The sequence below is a fragment of the Mycobacterium yunnanensis genome, from assembly GCF_025823185.1.
Classification (GTDB): domain Bacteria; phylum Actinomycetota; class Actinomycetes; order Mycobacteriales; family Mycobacteriaceae; genus Mycobacterium; species Mycobacterium yunnanensis.
Window position 1 is genome coordinate 20,364 of sequence record NZ_JACKVK010000004.1, and the last position, 17,756, is coordinate 38,119.

The 17,756-nt window shown below is 67.4% G+C and carries 20 protein-coding genes and 1 tRNA gene; 10 read left to right on the plus strand and 11 right to left on the minus strand.

The genetic code is table 11. The annotated features are described in order from the left end of the window. Positions 1-90 precede the first annotated feature (90 nt). Positions 91-164 (plus strand) — tRNA-Pro (locus H7K45_RS05480). A gap of 41 nt (positions 165-205) precedes the next feature. Here the strand turns inward: H7K45_RS05480 and H7K45_RS05485 are convergent. Continuing rightward, a complete protein-coding gene (locus H7K45_RS05485; RefSeq protein ID WP_263994769.1) occupies positions 206-817 on the minus strand; it encodes a TetR/AcrR family transcriptional regulator in 612 nt (203 codons plus the stop codon). Between the two features lie 166 nt (positions 818-983). On the opposite strand from H7K45_RS05485, the gene H7K45_RS05490 reads away from it, so the two are divergent. After that, on the plus strand, positions 984-1,586 hold the full coding sequence (locus H7K45_RS05490) for an NADPH-dependent F420 reductase (RefSeq protein WP_263994770.1): 603 nt from the start codon (positions 984-986) through the stop codon (positions 1,584-1,586). Between the two features lie 44 nt (positions 1,587-1,630). Further along, complete coding sequence (locus H7K45_RS05495) at positions 1,631-2,626, plus strand: zinc-binding alcohol dehydrogenase family protein (RefSeq protein WP_263994771.1); 996 nt, start codon at positions 1,631-1,633, stop codon at positions 2,624-2,626. A 175-nt stretch (positions 2,627-2,801) separates the two neighbouring features. On the opposite strand, the gene H7K45_RS05500 is transcribed toward H7K45_RS05495, so the two are convergent. The 5 genes from H7K45_RS05500 to H7K45_RS05520 form a co-directional block, all read right to left on the minus strand. Further along, positions 2,802-3,251, minus strand: a complete 450-nt coding sequence (locus H7K45_RS05500; RefSeq protein WP_263994772.1) for a YbhB/YbcL family Raf kinase inhibitor-like protein — start codon at positions 3,249-3,251, stop codon at positions 2,802-2,804. An 85-nt stretch (positions 3,252-3,336) separates the two neighbouring features. Beyond that, positions 3,337-3,900, minus strand: coding sequence for a LeuD/DmdB family oxidoreductase small subunit (locus tag H7K45_RS05505; protein WP_263994773.1), 564 nt, complete (start codon positions 3,898-3,900; stop codon positions 3,337-3,339). After that, positions 3,897-5,147 (minus strand): 3-isopropylmalate dehydratase large subunit, encoded by a 1,251-nt coding sequence (locus H7K45_RS05510; RefSeq protein WP_263994774.1) that lies wholly within the window; start codon positions 5,145-5,147, stop codon positions 3,897-3,899. Before H7K45_RS05510 ends, H7K45_RS05505 begins: the two co-directional genes overlap by 4 nt. Then, positions 5,138-6,034, minus strand: coding sequence for an isocitrate lyase/PEP mutase family protein (locus H7K45_RS05515; protein WP_263994775.1), 897 nt, complete (start codon positions 6,032-6,034; stop codon positions 5,138-5,140). The genes H7K45_RS05510 and H7K45_RS05515 overlap by 10 nt, the downstream gene beginning before the upstream one ends. After that, positions 6,031-7,488, minus strand: a complete 1,458-nt coding sequence (locus H7K45_RS05520; RefSeq protein ID WP_263994776.1) for an MmgE/PrpD family protein — start codon at positions 7,486-7,488, stop codon at positions 6,031-6,033. Before H7K45_RS05520 ends, H7K45_RS05515 begins: the two co-directional genes overlap by 4 nt. Positions 7,489-7,557: 69 nt before the next feature. On the opposite strand from H7K45_RS05520, the gene H7K45_RS05525 reads away from it, so the two are divergent. After that, positions 7,558-8,322: an IclR family transcriptional regulator gene (locus H7K45_RS05525; RefSeq protein WP_263994777.1), complete on the plus strand. Its 765-nt coding sequence runs from the start codon at positions 7,558-7,560 to the stop codon at positions 8,320-8,322. Positions 8,323-8,353: 31 nt separating this feature from the next. Here the strand turns inward: H7K45_RS05525 and H7K45_RS05530 are convergent, their stop codons facing one another. The 5 genes from H7K45_RS05530 to H7K45_RS05550 all read right to left on the minus strand — a co-directional run bounded on the left by H7K45_RS05530 (position 8,354) and on the right by H7K45_RS05550 (position 11,815). Further along, positions 8,354-8,860: a nitroreductase/quinone reductase family protein gene (locus tag H7K45_RS05530; protein ID WP_263994778.1), complete on the minus strand. Its 507-nt coding sequence runs from the start codon at positions 8,858-8,860 to the stop codon at positions 8,354-8,356. Between the two features lie 11 nt (positions 8,861-8,871). Further along, positions 8,872-9,393 (minus strand): DUF302 domain-containing protein, encoded by a 522-nt coding sequence (locus tag H7K45_RS05535; RefSeq protein ID WP_263994779.1) that lies wholly within the window; start codon positions 9,391-9,393, stop codon positions 8,872-8,874. Then, positions 9,390-10,148, minus strand: coding sequence for a hypothetical protein (locus tag H7K45_RS05540; protein ID WP_263994780.1), 759 nt, complete (start codon positions 10,146-10,148; stop codon positions 9,390-9,392). The genes H7K45_RS05535 and H7K45_RS05540 overlap by 4 nt, the downstream gene beginning before the upstream one ends. Next, entirely contained in the window at positions 10,145-10,849 is a 705-nt protein-coding gene (gene merB / locus H7K45_RS05545) for an organomercurial lyase (protein WP_263994781.1), read from the minus strand. The genes H7K45_RS05540 and merB overlap by 4 nt, the downstream gene beginning before the upstream one ends. Positions 10,850-10,939: 90 nt before the next feature. Further along, on the minus strand, positions 10,940-11,815 hold the full coding sequence (locus H7K45_RS05550; protein WP_263994782.1) for an NmrA family NAD(P)-binding protein: 876 nt from the start codon (positions 11,813-11,815) through the stop codon (positions 10,940-10,942). A gap of 218 nt (positions 11,816-12,033) precedes the next feature. On the opposite strand from H7K45_RS05550, the gene H7K45_RS05555 reads away from it, so the two are divergent. The 6 genes from H7K45_RS05555 (at position 12,034) to H7K45_RS05580 (ending at position 17,740) form a co-directional block, all read left to right on the plus strand. After that, positions 12,034-13,035: a zinc-dependent alcohol dehydrogenase family protein gene (locus H7K45_RS05555; RefSeq protein ID WP_263994783.1), complete on the plus strand. Its 1,002-nt coding sequence runs from the start codon at positions 12,034-12,036 to the stop codon at positions 13,033-13,035. After that, complete coding sequence (locus tag H7K45_RS05560) at positions 13,032-14,030, plus strand: zinc-dependent alcohol dehydrogenase family protein (protein ID WP_263994784.1); 999 nt, start codon at positions 13,032-13,034, stop codon at positions 14,028-14,030. Before H7K45_RS05555 ends, H7K45_RS05560 begins: the two co-directional genes overlap by 4 nt. Further along, on the plus strand, positions 14,024-15,268 hold the full coding sequence (locus H7K45_RS05565) for a Tm-1-like ATP-binding domain-containing protein (RefSeq protein WP_263994785.1): 1,245 nt from the start codon (positions 14,024-14,026) through the stop codon (positions 15,266-15,268). Before H7K45_RS05560 ends, H7K45_RS05565 begins: the two co-directional genes overlap by 7 nt. Then, positions 15,265-16,089, plus strand: a complete 825-nt coding sequence (locus H7K45_RS05570; RefSeq protein WP_263994786.1) for a phosphoenolpyruvate hydrolase family protein — start codon at positions 15,265-15,267, stop codon at positions 16,087-16,089. The genes H7K45_RS05565 and H7K45_RS05570 overlap by 4 nt, the downstream gene beginning before the upstream one ends. Positions 16,090-16,378: 289 nt before the next feature. Beyond that, entirely contained in the window at positions 16,379-16,633 is a 255-nt protein-coding gene (locus H7K45_RS05575) for a hypothetical protein (protein ID WP_263994787.1), read from the plus strand. A gap of 129 nt (positions 16,634-16,762) precedes the next feature. Next, positions 16,763-17,740, plus strand: coding sequence for an amidohydrolase family protein (locus H7K45_RS05580; RefSeq protein ID WP_263994788.1), 978 nt, complete (start codon positions 16,763-16,765; stop codon positions 17,738-17,740). Positions 17,741-17,756: the final 16 nt, after the last annotated feature.

Sequence of the window (17,756 nt, forward strand, 5' to 3'; positions counted from 1 at the left end):
TACCCGCGGGGGGCCTGGGTGATGCGGTTGGGAGTCCACCGCCCTGCTCCTGTAACATTTCGTCGGCTGCCGGTGATCCCGGCAGCGTCGCGGGCTGTGGCGCAGCTTGGTAGCGCACTTGACTGGGGGTCAAGGGGTCGCAGGTTCAAATCCTGTCAGCCCGACCGCGTGAACCCGCTCCGACTGGTGTCGGGGCGGGTTTCGTTCACAGGCGTTTAAGTGCGTGGACGTTGGACGACAAGACTTCGTCGGACAGTTGGGGGTCGACTTCGGCTACGGCGCGAGCGATGAGCTGGGCTCCCACCATCTGGCTGAAGAGCGCGATGGCCAGCTCGCGGGCCTTGCGTGAGTCGAGCTTCGTCCCCCTCTGGCGTGCGCTGGTCTTGAGCAGATCGGTGAATGCGTCGATGTAGCCCTGCAGCCCACGTCGATACTCCTGTTGGGCCTTGACTCCATGACGCCCGGCGTCGGCGGCCAGGGCAGCCGACGCGCATCCGTGTTCGGGATGGTCGCGGTGGTCGGTGCTGAGATAGGCATCGACGATGGCGTGGAGGGCAGCGCGAGCGGAGCGGGCGTGATCGTCGACCAGTGCGGCGACGGTGTCGAGCGAATCGGTGAACCCCTGGTGGAGAACCTCCAAAGCGAGATCCTCCTTGGAGGTGAAGTGGTTGTAGAAGCCGCCGTGGGTCATGCCGGCGGCCTTCATCAGGTCGTCGATGCCCACGCCGTCGATACCACGCGCCTTGAATCCTTCCCCGGCGGCCGCGACGATGCGTCCGCGGTTGCGCTCCTTCTGTTCACGTGAGATACGAGGCATCGATTCTCCCTTCGCCGGCGGCCCCCGGGGCCCGCCGGGGAATGCCCGACGTTCGATGGCGGCCATCATCAAAATAGCGCACGCCTTCTCCTTGACATCTATTGATGACGTATGACATTTTAAGATCATCAATGACGTTCGTCATTGATGCGACGGATGGAAGATCGTGAACTTTGGAACCATCGGTGCCGGGACCATCGCCCAGGCCGTTGCCCGTCACCTGGTAGCGGCCGGTCACCGGGTGGTGGTGAGCAACAGCCGTGGGCCGTCCACCCTGAACGAGGTGGTCTCGACCCTGGGGCCACTGGCGTCGGCGGGAACGGTCGCCCAGGCAGCGCGCGCCGACATGGTGTTCCTCACGGTGCCGTGGTGGAACGTCGAGGCGGCTTTGGGCGGATTGCCGTCCTGGGACGGCCGCATACTCGTCGACGCCACCAACCAGTTCGCAAAGGCGGATCCCCTCGAGGTCGCCGATCTCGGCGAGTCGACCGGTAGCGAGTGGGTCGCCTCGCTTGCTCCGGGTGCCCGAATCGTGAAGGGGTTCAACACCTTGCATGCCCGCTACATCATCCCCGATCCACGGCACGAGGCCGGTCGTCAACTCTTGTTCTACGCGGGTGACGACGCCCCGGCCAAGGCAACCTTCCAGCAGGTGTTCGAGGGGTTGGGTTTCGCACCGGTTGACGTCGGGCCGCTCCGTGACGGCGGTCGGCTCATGCAGGTCGGTGGCGGCCCCCTCTCCGCACTCCACGCCCTCAGGCAGGACTGATCGCCTGTGGTGACCAACGAGCCCACTCGGAACGGAGAATCATCGTGAAAGCTCTCGCCTATGAGCGCGCACACCCCCTGGAGGAGTTCGCCATCGAACTCGTCGAGGTCGCAGAACCCCTGGTGCGCGACACCGACGTGCTGGTCGAGGTTCGCGCGATCGGGGTGAACCCCGGTGAGGCGTCGATCCGCTCAGCACGCAGCGCCGAGCCAGGCGGTCGCGTCATCCTTGGCTGGGAGTTCTCCGGGGTGATCGTCGAAACCGGCTCCGCGACAACCGGGTTCGCCGTCGGCGACCGGGTGATGGGCACCGGTGACGTCATGCGCGACGGCTGTTGGACGCAACGGCTGGCCGTAGACAACCGGATCATCGCTACGATCCCCGACGGGTTGTCCTTCACCGACGCGGCGTCGCTGCCCATCGGAGCGCTGACCGCCTGGGAGGCCATCTTCCGCGACCGGTCGGCCCTTCCGCCCGATGTGGATCGGGTGATGATCATCGGGGGTGCCGGGGGAGTGGGTTCGCTGGCAACCCAACTTCTCAAGACCAAGACCGATGCGTTCGTCATCAGCACCGCCTCACGTCAGGAATCGCGCGATTGGTGCCGCACCATGGGCGCGGACCTGGTGATCGACCACACCGCAGATCTGGGCGACCAACTACGGCAAGCCGGCATCGCACAGGTCGACATGGTGTTCTCCACCGCCGCCACGGCCGACAACCTGAACCAGATCGCCTCGGTGATCCGCCCTTTCGGCCACGTGTCGACCGTCGACGTCGGAACGCCGGTCGACCTGGCTCCCCTAATCGGAAAGTCTGCGTCCCTTCACACCGAGATGGTCTTCAACCAACTCGTCAACGGCGCCGACCCCACCAGTCAGGGCGACATCCTCGAGACCGTCAGCAACTTCGCAGGCAGCGGTCGGGTGCGACCCATCGTGACGACTCTGCTCGCCGGTCTGACGGCCGACTCCATGAAGACCGCCCACACCTTGCTCGAGAGCCACCGCACCGTCGGCAAGATCGTCATCGAAGTCTGACGACTACCGAGGGCCGCGACCGTCTGGGTTCGCGATGAGTGTTCGGACGTCGCCTGGCACGTGCACACCCCGCGTTCGAAGGTCGCCGTCGCGTGGGCGGTGTCCGACGGCCAACAGGTTCCCTCGGCGGTTTGCGAATGCGAACTCCACACCCCACCGCTCGCGGCCCCTGAAGCTAGGGGCGCCGGTAGGTACCGGTGAGTGTGCCGCATGCGGTGGCTGTCGCGCGAAGGTCTCGTAGGAGTTCAGTGCGGCCGGTCGTGTCTGGCCGCAGTGGCGTCGACAGCCCGAAGACGTGAAAGCGGTAGTGGTGCACGCCATGTCCTGGAATGGGTCTCGGTCCGGAGTAGCGCCGCCCGAGCGGGGTCTTGAGGAAGACGACGTCCGAGGCATCCGGGCCGAGCGCCCCCTCGTCGAGGTGGACGACGCTGCCGCCGAGCACGGCGACGGTGTGCCACAGCGGACGGGGAAGCGGTACGTCGTCGTCCTCGATGATCAACACCACCGTGCTCGTGGCGTCGGGTAGGCCGGTCCACGCCAGCGCGGGCGACACGTCGTCACCAACGCCGCGGCCCGCATGCCGTCGGGGGATGGGCGCGCCGTCGGCGAACGAGGGACTGGTCACGACCAGACCCAGGGGGGTCTCGATCTGCGCGAGACGACTCCGCTGGGCCGAAGACCTGACGGGACGCATCAGGCGACCCAAGAGCTCAGGCACCGTTGCCCGTCCCGATGGCGGCGATCGTCGGTGAACGCAGTTGATCGGCCATTTCGGCTGGGAGATAGCCGTTCTCGGCCAGTCGGGGAAGGACACCTCCAGAAGAGAGGATCTCGAGGATGAGATCGGGCAGCACGGGTACGTCGCCTCCGGCGCCGGTGGTGTCGTTGCGCCATCTTCCGGTGCGGATGTCGAAGGTGCCGGTGTCGCCGTCGTCGAACGCGGCCGTGACGTCGGGGATCGTCATCGCCGGCAGGCCGGTGTTGACGGCGTTGCGGAAGAACAGGGAGTTGAATTCCTCGGCGACCAACGCGGCGACGCCAAGTTCGGCGAACAGCGCTGCGACAGGCCGTGACGATCCGACGCCGAAATTCCGTCCTGCGATGACGACGTCCCCGGGTCGGACCTGATCGGTCCAACCGGGCCGGACTTGGTAGAAGACCATCTTGGCCGCCTCGGGGAGATCCAGTTTCATGGCGTCGGGTGGGTACATTGCGTCGGTGTTGAGGTCGTCGCCGAATACCCACACCCGACCGGTGACTTCGAGATTCGTCATGATGCCGTTGCCGTTCGCGCGTCGGTGATGTAGCCGGCCACGGCCGAGGCGGCGACCGTGGCGGGGGACGCCATGTAGATCTCCGCATCGGTCGACCCCATCCGGCCGGTGAAGTTCCTGGTGCTCGACGTCAGGCAGACCTCACCCGGACCCACGACGCCCATATGATAGCCGAAGCAGGCTCCGCAGGTGGCGTTGGTGACCACTGCTCCGGCGTCGGCGATGTCTTGCAGATAGCCCAGGCGCATCGCGTCGCGGTAGACCTGCTGGCTGGCTGGTGTGACGATTAGTCGGACTCCGGTGGCCACGCGTCGGCCCCGCAGGACCTCGGCGGCGATGCGAAGGTCGTCGAGTTGGCCGTTCGCACACGACCCGATGAAGGCCTGGTCGATGTTGCGCGGCTCCACGTCGGTGACGGGAACACCGTTGCGCGACACGGTGCCCGGGCGGGCGACGTAGGGCACCAACGTCGAGAGGTCGACGTGGCGGACCGCGACGTAGGTGGCGTCGGGGTCGGCGTAGGTGGGTTCGTAGTCGGTGACACCGAGCGTCTCGAAGTGCTCGGTCAGGACGTCGTCGCATGCGAAGGTGGAGAAGTCCGCGGATACCTCGGCGCCCTGGGTGGCGATCGTGCGCCGGTCGTGCAGCGGAATCGACGCCAGACCTGGGCCGCCGTATTCGAGGTTCTGATTGGTGGCGTCGCCGTAGGCGTTGGCGATGTGCAAGAAGACGTCCTTGCCGCTGACTCCGGGTGGCATCGACCCGCCGAACTCATACCGGATCGTCGGAGCGGCCTGGAACCAGGTGGATCCGGTGCACAGGATGGAGTAGACCTCCGCGGGGCCAAGACCCCGCGCGGCGGTGTTGTACGCGCCGCCGGCGCAGGTGTGACTGTCGGTGCAGGCCAGTACTTCTCCGGGTCGGGCAAGACCGTTCTCGGCGATCACCTGGTGGCAGATGCCGTGCCTGCCGACGTCGTAGAACCGCTCGATGCCGAACTCGGCCGCGAATTGCCGAGCCTTGGGACCACCGGCCGCATCCTTGATGGTCGGAGCCGGAACCGCGTGGTCCATGACGATCGCGACCTTCGCCGGATCGTGTATCCGCAAGGGACGCAGCCACATCGTGGCGAACTGCAGATCGATGAGGACCGTCATGTCCACGTCGACGGTGACGGTGTCACCAACCTTCACTTCGCTCGTGCCCGCCTTGCGGGCCAGTATCCGTTCGATCATCGTCATGCCCATGGTGTGGTCTCCTGGTCGGGTGTGGGGAGTCGAAATCGCTCGCCGAGGGCGAACCACTCGGCCATGCCCACCAGGTCGAAGAAGCCCTCGGGGGTGGTCGGCACGAAGTCCTCGGCGCTCGCCCCGTTCACACCACACAGGCCGGTGAGCGCGCCGAGGGCCGCCGGTGCGAGCGCGGCCGACGGGTGGATGGCCACCGCGTATCCGAGGCGTTCCAGCCGCTCGGCAGACTGATGCGGCGTCAGACCGCCGATCACCAGGTTGAGCAGCAGCGGTGCCTGGACCTCGGCGGCGATTCGCTCGATCTCCTGGTCGCCCAGCGGGGCTTCGACGAAGATCAGGTCGGCGCCCTCTGCGGCGTAGCGGTTGGCCCGCCGAATGGCCTCGTTTAGCCCCAGCGGGCCGCGAGCGTCGGTTCGGGCGATCAGCAGCATCGCGTCGTCGCGACGGGCTTCCAGCGCGGCTGACAGGGTGCGGGCGAACTCGTCGGCGGTGACGAGTTCCTTGTCGGGTAAGTGGCCGCATCGCTTGGGGAAGGCCTGATCCTCGAGTTGCAGCGCGGCCACGCCGGCGTCCTCGTAGTCCCGAACCGTGCGGATCACGTTGATCGGTGCGCCGTAACCGGTGTCGGCGTCGGCGAGCAACGGCACGTCGCCGAGCACGCGGACGACCATTCGCGCACGGTCGACCATCTCCGTCTGGGTCACCAGCCCGATGTCGGGTAATCCATAGCCCGAGGCCGCGACCCCGGCGCCGGTGAGGTAGGCCGCGGTGTGTCCGGTCCGCTTGGCCAGGTGTGCCGAGATGCCGTCGTACACACCGGGGGCCACGATCAGCCGGTGTTGATCGAGCAGATCGCGTAGCCGCTGGCGCGCCGTCGTCGTCATCGGTCCAGTGCCCCGTCGACGGGGTCGCCGAGCAGCTCGATCAACGATGCCACGTCGTCGGCGTCGGGAAGGTCGAGGACTGCCCGCTCGATCTCGGCAGCCCGTGCGTGCGGCATCACCCGCGTGGTGAGGCTGCGGAACTTCTGCACGACTTCGTCATTGGTCACCGGGTCGAGGGGGTTGCCGTGCGGGGCGATCACCGAGGCGCTGAGCCGGGTGCCGTCGGCGAGGGTCAGGACGAGGTGGGTCTGGAACCGTTCCGTCATGGGCAGGGCGTCGATGGCGGGGTCGAGTTCGACGTGGGTGCGCTCGACCAATTCCCACACGTCGTCGGCGTCGAGCCGTGCGGGTGTGAACTGCTCGGGTAGCGCGACGCCGTCGAGAAGGGTGACTGCCGCTACGTAACCGATGTTCATCTGGGCGCCGACGGCGGTCAGAGGGCGCTGCGGAGTCCACCAGCCGTGGTGGTAGACCACGTCGCCGACCCGGACGTCGACGCGATCGACGGCGTGTCCGTCGAGGCGCTCGCGCAACGTTCGCGCTGCTTCCACCACGCCGTGGAGGCCTCCCATGACTGCCCAGGACTTGACCATGATCTGCGTTGTCTCCCAGCGGGTTCCGAGGTCTCGGCTCGGAGCGTCGACGTCAGGGTGGTGGCCTTCACCGAAGACCGAGAGGTATCCCCCATAGGGGCGCTCGAGCACCTGGTCGATTCCGGTGAATCCGGCGTCGGCGAGTGCGGCGGAGTAGAAGCCGTTGCGGGCGGCGAATCCATGTTGCATCCGCTTGCCCATGGACTCGTACTGAGCGGACATCAGACCCGATGCCTGAGTGGCCGCGAATCCGATGGCGTCCTCGACGACCGCCGGGCTCGAGCCGCGAAGCCGCCCGCACGCCACCGCCGCGGCGATGCCGCCGAAGACGGCTCCGGAATGCCAGCCGCGGGAGAGCATCGCCGCACCGCCGAGGGCGAGACCAATTCGTGGGCCGGTCTCGAATCCAGTGACCGCGGCCAGCAGGAGGTCGTGGCCGTTCACGGGGTGGCCGAGGTGGGCGACGGTGGCCAACATCGAGGGGACGACGACCGCCGCGGAGTGCAGCGGCGCCAGCGGATGGAAGTCGTCCAGTTCGAAGCCCTGGATGAAAGTGCTGTTGAGTAGCGCTGCGCCGGCCGGTGTGGTGGTGCGGCCGGTACCGATCACCGGCGCGTCGCCGTGACCCTCGATGCCCAGCACGGCGGAGGTGGCGATGCGGGACCACGGCAGTTGGGCGCCCACCAATGCACATCCGATGCCGTCCAGCAGGAGGTGGACTGCCCGCTGGTACACCGGGTCGGGAATGTCGTCCCGGCTCACGGCGTGCGCCCAGGTGGCGAGTCGGCCGGTCGGTCCGTCGGGTGCGCTCGGTGCCGCCACCACGACGGGTGCCGCGCCAGTGTCGGCGAATGTGCTCATGCCACATTGCAGCCCGCATTCGCGAACCACCGCCAGTCAACTTGCGGATTCGGCAAGTACTCTGTCGGTGTGGCCACGACGGCGCTGCGCGGACTGCACCTGCTGGAGATGCTTGCCGGCATGAAGCAGCCGGCGACGTTGCGTGACATCGCCACTCGCGCTGGACTTTCCGAGTCCTATGCGTTCCGACTGCTGAGCGCACTGGAAGCCGACGGGTTCCTGCATCACCTTGGTCGGTCCGGTTATCGACTGGGCAGTCGATCGATCGCGCTGGCCACCGTCATCGGTCCACGACCGGCGATGATGCGCCTGATGTACCCGGTGCTGGCACGCCTGGTGGCCGACGGCGGCGAGGCGGCCGTCGTGCATCTGCGCGCCGGCGACTTCCGTGTGCTCGTGCTCGGGGTGCCGTCGCCCACGGGTCCCGTCGTCGATCCGGCAGGCATGCTGGGGGAGAGGTCACCACTCACCGCGGGCGCCAGCGGCCGCGTGATCCTGGCGCATCTGTCCGAAGCGGAGCGAGCCGGGTTCACGGGGGTCGACCCCGACGCCATGACCGTCATCCGCGAGCAGGGCTACGAGATGTCGTTTGGGGAGAACCACGTCGGCGTCAACGGCATCTCGGTGCCGATGCAGGCCGATCTCGACGACCCTGCCGCACCGGGGGCGGTGCTGGGCGCCCTCACCGTCGCCGGTCCGGCATCGCGCATGACCCCGGAGGCCATGTCCCGGCTACTGGGGCCGCTGCGTCGCGCGAGCCGGGACCTCAGTCCTCGGCTGGCGGCCCTGCTCGGACCCAACCCGGGGGCGACCGTGGGCGCGCTCGACCTGTAGCGGGGATCGTCGCGCCGAGCCGCTGGCCGGACTACGACGGCGTCGCCGGCGCATTTCGCGGGCTGAGGATCATCACCGGTATCGCGCGATCCGTGCGGGCTTGGTACGTGGCGTAGCCACCGTAATGTCGGTTGGCGGCGTCCCACGCGCGATGGCGCTCGGGCCCGGTGGTTTCGCGCGCGACGCAGTCGATTCGCCCGCGGTGCGGCACGAGCAACGAACAGTGGGGGTTGGCCTTGAGGTTGTGGTACCACGCCGGGTTGCGCGCTTGGCCGGTGGCCGACGCTATGAGGATCCAGTCGTCGCCATCCGGAGTGGCGACCAAGGGAACCTCGCGCAGATGCCCGGTCTTGGCCCCGGTCGAGCGCAACAAGACCGCGTGTGGGCCGAACTTCGAGCCGAAGGCGGTGCTCAATCGGCCTCCGGTCCAGCGCATCAGCCGGGCGTCGACGGGGGTCATCACGTGCAGGTTGGTCCATCCGCCTACGCGGGTGCGAAGGAAGGAGTCCACGATTCGGTCGTATGCGGCTGCGAGCACGGACCCCTTGGTCAGCACGTCGTGGCGGCTTCGAACTCGGGTGGCACTGCCGCGCCGAGGAGTGTGATCAGCTCGGCCACCAGCCCGTCGAGACGATCGCCAACGGCGCTGACGTCGGCATTGGCGTAGCTGTCGAACAGTGTGCTGGGTTGGTCGATTGCGAGGTTGGTGGTGCCTGCGGGGTCGTCGTAGATGAGCACGCGTAACGGTGCGTGCAACATGACCGAGGGATCGCTGCGGAACATCTGTTCGGCGATGGTGTGGTTGCCCATCGTGTATTGGGTTGCCTTCCAGAACGATTGGGAACCGGCCATCAGCGCGGTGAGGTCCAGGCGGTGATAGACCATGAACCCACGAGGGGCGTTGACCTCCGCGAGCTCGAGCGAGGCCTGCCAGGTGGCCAACTGGTAGAAGCGGGCGAGATCTGCTGCTGGAACCAGGGTTTCGAAGAGATGCCGTGCCGCGTCGTAGGAATGGGGCAGAGGTACCACGATTCTGCGCACGGTATGTTCGACGGCGGAGGGGTGCGTCACGGGTGTCGGTCCTGTCGGTCGGTGGTGACTAGGTCGACGTGGTGGACGTCGAGGGTGATCGCGGGCATGTTCAGGTTGACCGTGTCGTCGGGGTTGCGACGGAACACCCTGCGGCGGGTGGGCAGGCGCAGGCCGTCGAACGTGGCGTGGCGGCTGCTGTACTGCCCGACCAGGGTGCTGCCGTTGACCTCGGTGACGTAGTCCATGCGACGCTGCTCGCCGAAGGCGTCGAAGTAGAACACCTGGTGTGGGCTGTGGGTGGCGACCGAGGACGGGAAGTCCACGGCCAGCCGTCGCCAGGTCTGGCCGGCCTCGTGCCAGGGCGAGAGTTCTGTGGTGCGAAACCCGGGTTGGGTGAACAGGAAGGGTGCGGTGAAGTAGTTCCAGCAGGCATATCCCAGGAAGTAGCCGAGATGTGCTGCGTCCCAGACGCTGTTGCGCAGCATTCCGTGGAAGCTGGACCGTGCGGGGCGCAGCGCGTCGACGAGGCGCCCGTCCTCGGCGCTGATGGTAACGGTGTCGGTCGCGCCGTCGAAGGTGAGGTGGTGGTCGGGATGCGTGAACGGGTCGAAGCTGATGTGTTGGCGGCGGGTGTCCACGGTGACGATCTGATGAAACGAGCTCGCAGCCGGCCAGCCCTTGACGCCCCAGATCGGTCCGCCGACGGTGAGGTCGACGCGCAAGGCGTGCACGGTGTTCCACAGTTCGCGACCGCCGGCGGCGTCCACGGCGAGGTCGAGGAGGTCGTCGCTCATGGCGCAGCCTTCGGCGCCGTGGTGTCCCAGAACGGCCCGGTCAGACCGACGGAGGCGAAGTAGGACGCGGCGGCGGCGGGCTCGCGACGCTGGTATCCGCGGTCCAGTCGGCCCTCGTACCAGTGACCTGCCAGGCGCCACAGCGTGGGGACGTCGAAGCGGAAGCCGGGCTCGTCGGGGTAGTGGTCGACGAGGTAGGCGTCCAGGCAGGCGTCGTCGCAGAAGATGCGCTGACGTCGACATGCGTGCACGACGTCCTGCCAGACACGGGCCATGGGGGTGGCGAAATGCACGACCTGGTCGCCGGTGGGCGGTGCCACGCGAGTGACGTTCCAGGCGTGGGGGGTTCGACACCGAGGACACCGGGTGGCGACGAGCGTCTCGGGTTCGGCGGGGACCAGGTGTGGGATGGCGAACGCGTCCCAGGCGCATCCACCCCACCAGATGGTGGCCCGGCCCATGACCGAGAAGCCGAAGTCGACGGTGGCGAAGGGGTGGGCCAGCACGATGTGGTCGGCGTCGTCCAGGACGAGGTCTCGGCTGGCGTGCAGGGCGCGGAGCCCGGCGGCGGTCTGAGAAGCGGTGAGGTGCAGGGTGCTGGCGAGCTGCTCGGCGGTCTCGACGCGGCCAAGGGTGGCCAGTTGATCGAACACGAGCAACCTGAGGTCTTCTACTTGCTCGGCGGACGGGTCGGTTGGCATGTCAGATCCTAGGGGTGGCGTTGGTGGCTGCGTCACCGATCAGTACGGGCGCGTCGACGTCGATGCGAAGGTCGAATGCGTCCTGCAGGGTCATCGAGCGAGCCTTTCGCGTGCGGTGGTCTCCAACACCGCCTCCACGGTCGCCCGTAGCGGCGTCGTGGGGCGACCCAGAAGCCGACTGAGGGTGTGATCGGTGAAATCCAATGCGCCGTGGGCGATGTCGCGGTCGATGTCGGCTGCCGCGGTGACCTCGGCGGCGGTGTGACCGGCGGTGATCAGTTGGGCGCGGCGATCTGCGGTGCTGAGATCACGATAGGCGACGGGTCTGCCGAGAATTTGCCCGATGAGTTCGGCCAGTTCGCTGTACGTCCAGCTCGTGTCGCCGGCGAGTTCGTAGGTGCGGTCGTGGTGGTCGGTCGGGTTGACCAGGATGCCGGCGGTGGCCTCGGCGTAGTCCTCGAGGGCGGCACTGGCGACGCGACCGTTCGCGGCATTGCCGGTGAAGGACCCGGTGGCGGCCGCTTCGGCGACCGTCGGGGCGTAGTTTTCGTGGTACCAGTTGTTGCGCAGTAGCGCATGGCGCAACCCGGAGGTGCGGACGAGTCGTTCGGTCTCCAAATGCTCTGGGCCGAAGGCTAACTCGGTGCTGTCCACCCGTGGCGCACTGGTGTAGGCGAGGAAGTCGACTCCACTTCGCTGTGCGGCATCGACGACGGTGCGGTGCTGGGCGACTCGCTGCCCAAAGGCAGTGCCGGAGACAAGCAGAACCGTCATGGCGCCGCTGAGGGCCGACAGCACGGTGTCGGGGCGGTCGTAGTCGGCATAGCGGACGTCGTCGAAGACGTCGGCTGCCGCGGCGGCAGGTCGCCGCGCGGCACCGACGATCCGTTGCCCCGGATCGAGGCGACGGATGTGACCGGCCACCGCGGTGGCCAGTCGACCGGTGGCACCGGTGATGACGATCATGGGCTTTCCTCTCCGGGCCGAAGGCGACCGGGCAGCCCGCCTCGACATCGTCACTTTGTAGCACGCTAAGACATATGTCAATAATCTACGAATATGTCTCAAGCGTCCATCCTACGCGCGAAGATCCGGGTTGACAGGGTTGTGCCGCCGTCGGTAAGACATATATGTACTAGTTATGGTTACGTCGCAATTGCGGCCAAGAGATGCGGGGTTACGCGGTGAAGTCCATTCAATTCAGTGCCTACGGAGACCCTGGTTCGGTGTCGTTGGTCGACGCCGAACCACGAGCGGTCACCTCCAACGAGCTGCGCGTCGAGATAGAAGCGGCCCCGCTCAACCCGTCGGACTTCCTCGTGCTGGACGGCCACTACGGCATCCGGCCCGAATTGCCCTCCCCGGTCGGCGCCGAAGGCGTTGGCATCGTGCGCGAAGTTGGTGGCGGGGTGACACGCGCCGCGGTGGGACAGCGCGTTTTGGTGCTGCCGTCGGACACGATGGGGACCTGGCAGGACGAGATCGTGGTCGACGAGCGGCACGTGGTGGCCGTGCATCGCGACGCAGATCCGCTCCAACTGGCCACCGTCCCGATCAACGCGGCCACCGCGTACCTGCTCGTCGACTTCGCCGAAGCCGAACCGTCCGGGTCGTGGGTCGTTCAGACCGCGGCCAACTCCGGGCTCGGTGCCTTCGTGCGAACGCTGGCAGCCCGCGCGGGCCTCCGACTGATCGACGTCGTCCGCAGCAGCGCTGCAGCGGACGCGCTGCGGGCGGCCGGAGCGCAGTACGTCGTGGTTGCCGACGACACCCTCGGTGTTCAGCTCTACGGCGTTCTCGGAGAGGAACAGGTCGCGGTGATACTCGACGGAGTCGGTGGCCCACTCGTCGACGCCTTGCTGCCCCACATCGCCGACGACGGCCAGATCGTCAGCTTCGCTGCGCTCAGCGGCAAGCCCGTCGTCGTTCCCGCCGGTGTACTCAACTTCAAAGGACTTCACATTCACGGCTTTTGGTTGAACCACTGGCTGCGCACCGCCCCCGCCGAAGAAATCGACCGGGTCTACACCGAGCTCGTCGACCTGGTTGCCGACGGTGAGCTGAGCACCCCGGTGGAAGCAGCCTACGCATTGAGCGATCACGTCGCCGCCATGGAGCGTGCACGCACCTACGGGCGTGCGGGCAAAGTGCTCTTCGCCGCAACCGCAGACGAAGTGACGCGATGAGAGCGGTAGTCGTACAGCGCCCAGGCACCACCAATCCACTCGAGGTCGTGGACGTCCCCGATCCCGGGGACCCCCAACCAGGGGAGGTCAGGGTTCGCCTGCACGGCAGCTCACTGAACTTCCACGACGGTCTGGTGATCGGGGACCCCAATACCGCGGTGGGGCACGTGCCGCTGGCGGACGGCGGCGGCGTCGTCGAGGCAGTCGGTGCCGGCGTCACCGACCTGGCCGAAGGTGACGCCGTGTTCGCCGCCTTCACCCCGGAGTGGGCCGACGGTGCCCCCACCCGCGACGCCTTCGCCGCCACCCCGGGCATCGGACCGCCGGGGTATGCCCAGGACGTCGTCGTCGTCCCGGCCAGTCACTTCACCCTTGCGCCCCATGGCTGGTCAGCCCACGAAGCTGCCACGCTCACGGTGGCCGGTCTGACGGCGTGGCGATCCGTGATCGTCGAGGGACGGGTCAAGCCGGGTGACGTGGTGTTGGTCCTCGGAACCGGCGGGGTGGCCACGTTCGCCGTGCAGTTCGCGAAGATGGCCGGCGCCACGGTCGTCACCACGTCCTCCTCGGAGGCAAAGCTGGAACGTGCCAAGGCGCTCGGCGCCGACCACCTCGTCAACTACCGGGAGGTAACCGACTGGGGACGTCACGTCGCCGATCTCACGGGCGGCGCGGACCTCGTGGTGGAACTCGGGGGATCGGGGACGTTGCCGCAGTCCATCGATGCTGCCCGGGTGGGTGCGCAGATCTCGTTGATCGGCGTGTTGGACGGCGCCTCGGGTGCCATTCACACCGGGTCGCTGACCATGAAACAACTCCGGTTGCACGGCATCGTGGTGGGCAGTCGGCGCCACCAGCAGGACATGGTGCGCGCACTGCAGGACAACGACATCCGTCCGGTGGTGGACCGCACCTTCGGGCTCGGCGACTTGCCGACTGCCCTGGAATACTTCCGGACGGCACGACACGTCGGCAAGGTGACGCTGTCGTGGTAAGCGTCGTCGTCGTCGGGACACTCGACACCAAGGGCGTGGAACACCGGCATCTCGCCGAGCAGATTCGCCGACTCGGGGCTCGAGCGATTCTCGTCGACGTCGGAGTCGGCGAGCCGGCAGTCGACGCCGACGTCGACAACCTCACCGTCGCCGCGGCAGCAGGTACCACTGTCGAGGAGTTGTCGGCGCGCGGCGACCGGGGTGACGCCGTGGACACGATGGCCCGCGGCGCGGGGATCGTCCTTCGGTCGCTGCACGACCAAAAACGCCTCGACGGCGTCGTCGCCCTCGGCGGGGGTGGCGGGACCACCCTGGCCGGAGCCGCCTTCGCCGTTCTGCCCGTAGGCGTTCCGAAGCTGATCGTCTCCACCGTCGCCGCGGGTGACATGCGGCCCCACGTCCACGGCCAAGACATCACCTTCACCTATGCCGTCCTCGACATCGCCGGCCTCAACCCCGTCACCCGGTCCATCGTCGACAACGCCGCTGGAGCCATCGTGGGGATGGCCGGCATCGCTGCGGCCCGCGACGACGAACCGCGTGGCCCCGGCGCGGGCGGTCGACCCATGATCGCCATCACGTCCTTCGGTGTGACCACCCACGCCGTGGAAAGCGCACGGGCTGCTGTCGAAACGGCCGGGTACGAACCGCTGGTCTTTCACGCCGTCGGCTCTGGTGGCGAGTCGCTCGAGGCTCTGATCCGCGCCGGATCCCTCGCGGGCGTCCTGGATCTCACGACCACCGAGCTCGCCGACGACCTCGTCGGCGGCGTGATGTCGGCGGGCCCCAGCCGCCTGACCGCCGCTGCGGACACCGCGACACCGCAGGTCGTCTCCGTGGGGGCGCTCGACATCGTCAACCTCGGTCCGTTGGATCGCATCGCTCCCGAGCATCGCGGTCGCCGTCTCGTAGCCCACAACGCTCAGATGACCCTGATGCGCACCAACACCGGTGAGGCCGCCGAACTGGGACGACGACTGGCTGCCAAACTCAACCGCGGCCGTGGCCCGACGGCACTCTTCTTGCCTCTGGCCGGAACGTCGGCACTGTCGACCGCCGACGGGCCCCTGTACGACGCCGATGCCGACGAGGCGCTCTTCGACGCAATCCGCACCCACCTCGACGACTCCGTCGCCCTGGTCGAACTGGCCGTCGACGTCAACGACGACCGCTTCGCCAACGCCATGGTCGAAGAACTGCTCTCCTACCTGACGTTCACCCCGGAGGAAACCTCGTGAGCCACAACGCCGACGAAGTGCTTGCCTCATTCCGCCAGCAGAACCGCGACGGACGTCAGCTGATCGGCGCCGGGGCGGGCACCGGGCTGTCCGCGCGCTCGGCACACGCCGGTGGGGTGGACTTCCTGGTGGTGTACAACTCCGGGCGGTACCGCATGGCGGGACGCGGCTCGCTGGCCGGCTTCCTGGCATATGGCGACGCAAACGCGATCGTCCTGGACATGGCCGGTGAGGTCATCCCGGTCGCGGCGGGCCTGCCGGTGTTCGCCGGCGTCAACGGCACCGACCCATTCCGCCGGATGCCGACATTCCTCGACGAGGTGAAGGCAGCCGGTTACGTTGGGGTGCAGAACTTTCCAACGGTTGGCGCCTTCGACGGCAGCTTTCGGGCCAACCTCGAAGCCACCGGCATGGGATATGACGTCGAGGTGGCGATGATGCGCGCGGCCGCCGAGCGCGACCTCGTCACCGCGCCCTATGTCTTCAGCGAGGAAGAAGCCGAGGCGATGGTCACCGACGGCCACGCCCACATCGTCGTCGCCCACATGGGACTGACGACCTCCGGCTCGGTCGGCGCCTCGGTCGCCGCGTCGCTCGAGGACACCGCAGCGGCATGCCAACGAATCCTCGACACGGCGCGGCGCCTCAACCCCGACGTCCTGGTCCTGGCCCACGGCGGCCCCATCGCCACCAGCACCGACTGGAAATACGTCAAGGAACACACCGAGGGACTGAACGGATTCCTGGGGGCCTCGAGCATGGAACGACTTCCCGTCGAACGGGGCATCGCCGACACCGTCGCCGCGTTCAAGGCAATCTGAGCCCCAAATGACCTATACGAGAAAACCTTTCATGGCCGATCTTCCCCCGGGTCTCCCTTCAGGGCACGCTTCCGGCCGAGGACAGGATCACCGCAGTCGACTTCGTCAACCGCGTCAACTGGCTCTTCGAAGTGTGGGACGTCGACGCCATGGTGGAGTCGTTCCTGCCCGTTTCGACGACCTATCACTTCGAGGGAACGGTGCACGGTCACGACGGACTGCGCGCCTTCTTCCGCGACGACTATCCCTACCTCGTCCCGGAGTCGCCCGCCATGCCACCAATCACATCGTGGACGCCGACGGACCCGACGGGGTCGTGGTCCGCTACCAGAACCTGCTCGTGCGCTACGGAAGCCCTCACGGCGAGCCAGGGGTGCTACCCGAACCGGGTGTCGTGAACGGCGAAACCGGGTTGCCGGGCATCTGGATCTACTCGCCCATGCTGGACCGCCTGCGCCGGACGGCGCGGGGCTGGCGGATCTTCGAGCGGTACGTGGGGCATTCGGTCGTCGACGCGCGGCTCTCGGGGTCGACGTCGCAGTAGCGATTGACCCTTCCGCCACACAAGCTGGGTATGGTGAACTGTATCCAACCCGTCGAGAGGAGAACGCCGTGGTCTGCGGCCAGCGTGAGTTCCTGAGTCTCAAACGGTCTGTCCGACTGGATATTCGGAATGAGTGAGTCTGGTACGCCGCCCCTGGATGGCGCCATCGACGTGCACGCACACTTCGTGACGCCGTCGCTGCGGACGGCGATGATCGACGCAGGCCACGACCGTCCCGACGGTATGCCGTCAGTGCCGGAGTGGGACCCCGCCACTGCGCTGACGGTGATGGACCGCATCGGCATCCGCGCCGCGGTGCTGTCGGTGTCCTCGCCCGGTGTGCTGCTCGACGATGACGTCGACCGTGCCGTGCGGCTGGCGCGTACGGTCAACGACGAGGGTGCGGCCCTCGTCGCGGCGCACCCGGGCCGGTTCGGACTGTTTGCCTCGTTGCCTCTGCCCGACGTCGATGCGGCGGTCGTCGAGGCCCGCAGGGCGTTCGACCGCCTCGGGGTCGAAGGCATCGCCTTGCACACGAACTATGCGGGAATCTATCTGGGAGATCCGGACTTCGAGCCGTTGATGGCAGAACTGGACGAGCGATCCGCGGTGGTGCACATACACCCCACCTCGCCCGCCTGTTGGCAGCAGACCTCCCTGAACCGACCTCGACCGATGCTCGAGTTCCTGTTCGAGTCCACGAGGGCAGTCGCCGCACTCATCCTCAACGGGGTTCTCGACCGATATCCGCGAGTCAGGTTCATCGTGTCCCACGCCGGCGCGGCGCTGCCGGTGGTGGCCGACCGTATCGCGGGTTTCGCAGTCATGGAGTCTCCGTCGGCACCCGTGGACGTGCTGGGCGCTTTGCAGCGACTGCACTACGACGTGGCAGGGTTTGCCCTGCCACGGGCACTCCCGGCGTTGCTCAATCTCGTTGGTGCAGAACGGCTGTTGTACGGCAGCGACTATCCGTTCACCGCAGACTGGGTCGTCGAGGGCCTGGCGGGGGCGCTGCGCGGCACCGACGTCCTCACCGACGGGCAGCGCGACTCGCTGACCAATCGTCGAGCCGACGAACTGTTCCCCCGTCTACGCCGCGCCGACTGAGTGTGGCGAGCCCCAC

Excerpts from the sequence above, each read along its gene's own strand:
- H7K45_RS05510 (WP_263994774.1), bottom strand. The coding sequence starts at position 5,147 with ATGGGCATGACGATGATCGAACGGATACTGGCCCGCAAGGCGGGCACG.
- H7K45_RS05580 (WP_263994788.1), top strand. The coding sequence starts at position 16,763 with ATGAGTGAGTCTGGTACGCCGCCCCTGGATGGCGCCATCGACGTGCAC.
- H7K45_RS05540 (WP_263994780.1), bottom strand. The coding sequence starts at position 10,148 with ATGAGCGACGACCTCCTCGACCTCGCCGTGGACGCCGCCGGCGGTCGC.
- H7K45_RS05560 (WP_263994784.1), top strand. The coding sequence starts at position 13,032 with ATGAGAGCGGTAGTCGTACAGCGCCCAGGCACCACCAATCCACTCGAG.
- H7K45_RS05515 (WP_263994775.1), bottom strand. The coding sequence starts at position 6,034 with ATGACGACGACGGCGCGCCAGCGGCTACGCGATCTGCTCGATCAACAC.
- H7K45_RS05550 (WP_263994782.1), bottom strand. The coding sequence starts at position 11,815 with ATGATCGTCATCACCGGTGCCACCGGTCGACTGGCCACCGCGGTGGCC.
- H7K45_RS05485 (WP_263994769.1), bottom strand. The coding sequence starts at position 817 with ATGCCTCGTATCTCACGTGAACAGAAGGAGCGCAACCGCGGACGCATC.
- merB (WP_263994781.1), bottom strand. The coding sequence starts at position 10,849 with ATGCCAACCGACCCGTCCGCCGAGCAAGTAGAAGACCTCAGGTTGCTC.
- H7K45_RS05520 (WP_263994776.1), bottom strand. The coding sequence starts at position 7,488 with ATGAGCACATTCGCCGACACTGGCGCGGCACCCGTCGTGGTGGCGGCA.
- H7K45_RS05505 (WP_263994773.1), bottom strand. The coding sequence starts at position 3,900 with ATGACGAATCTCGAAGTCACCGGTCGGGTGTGGGTATTCGGCGACGAC.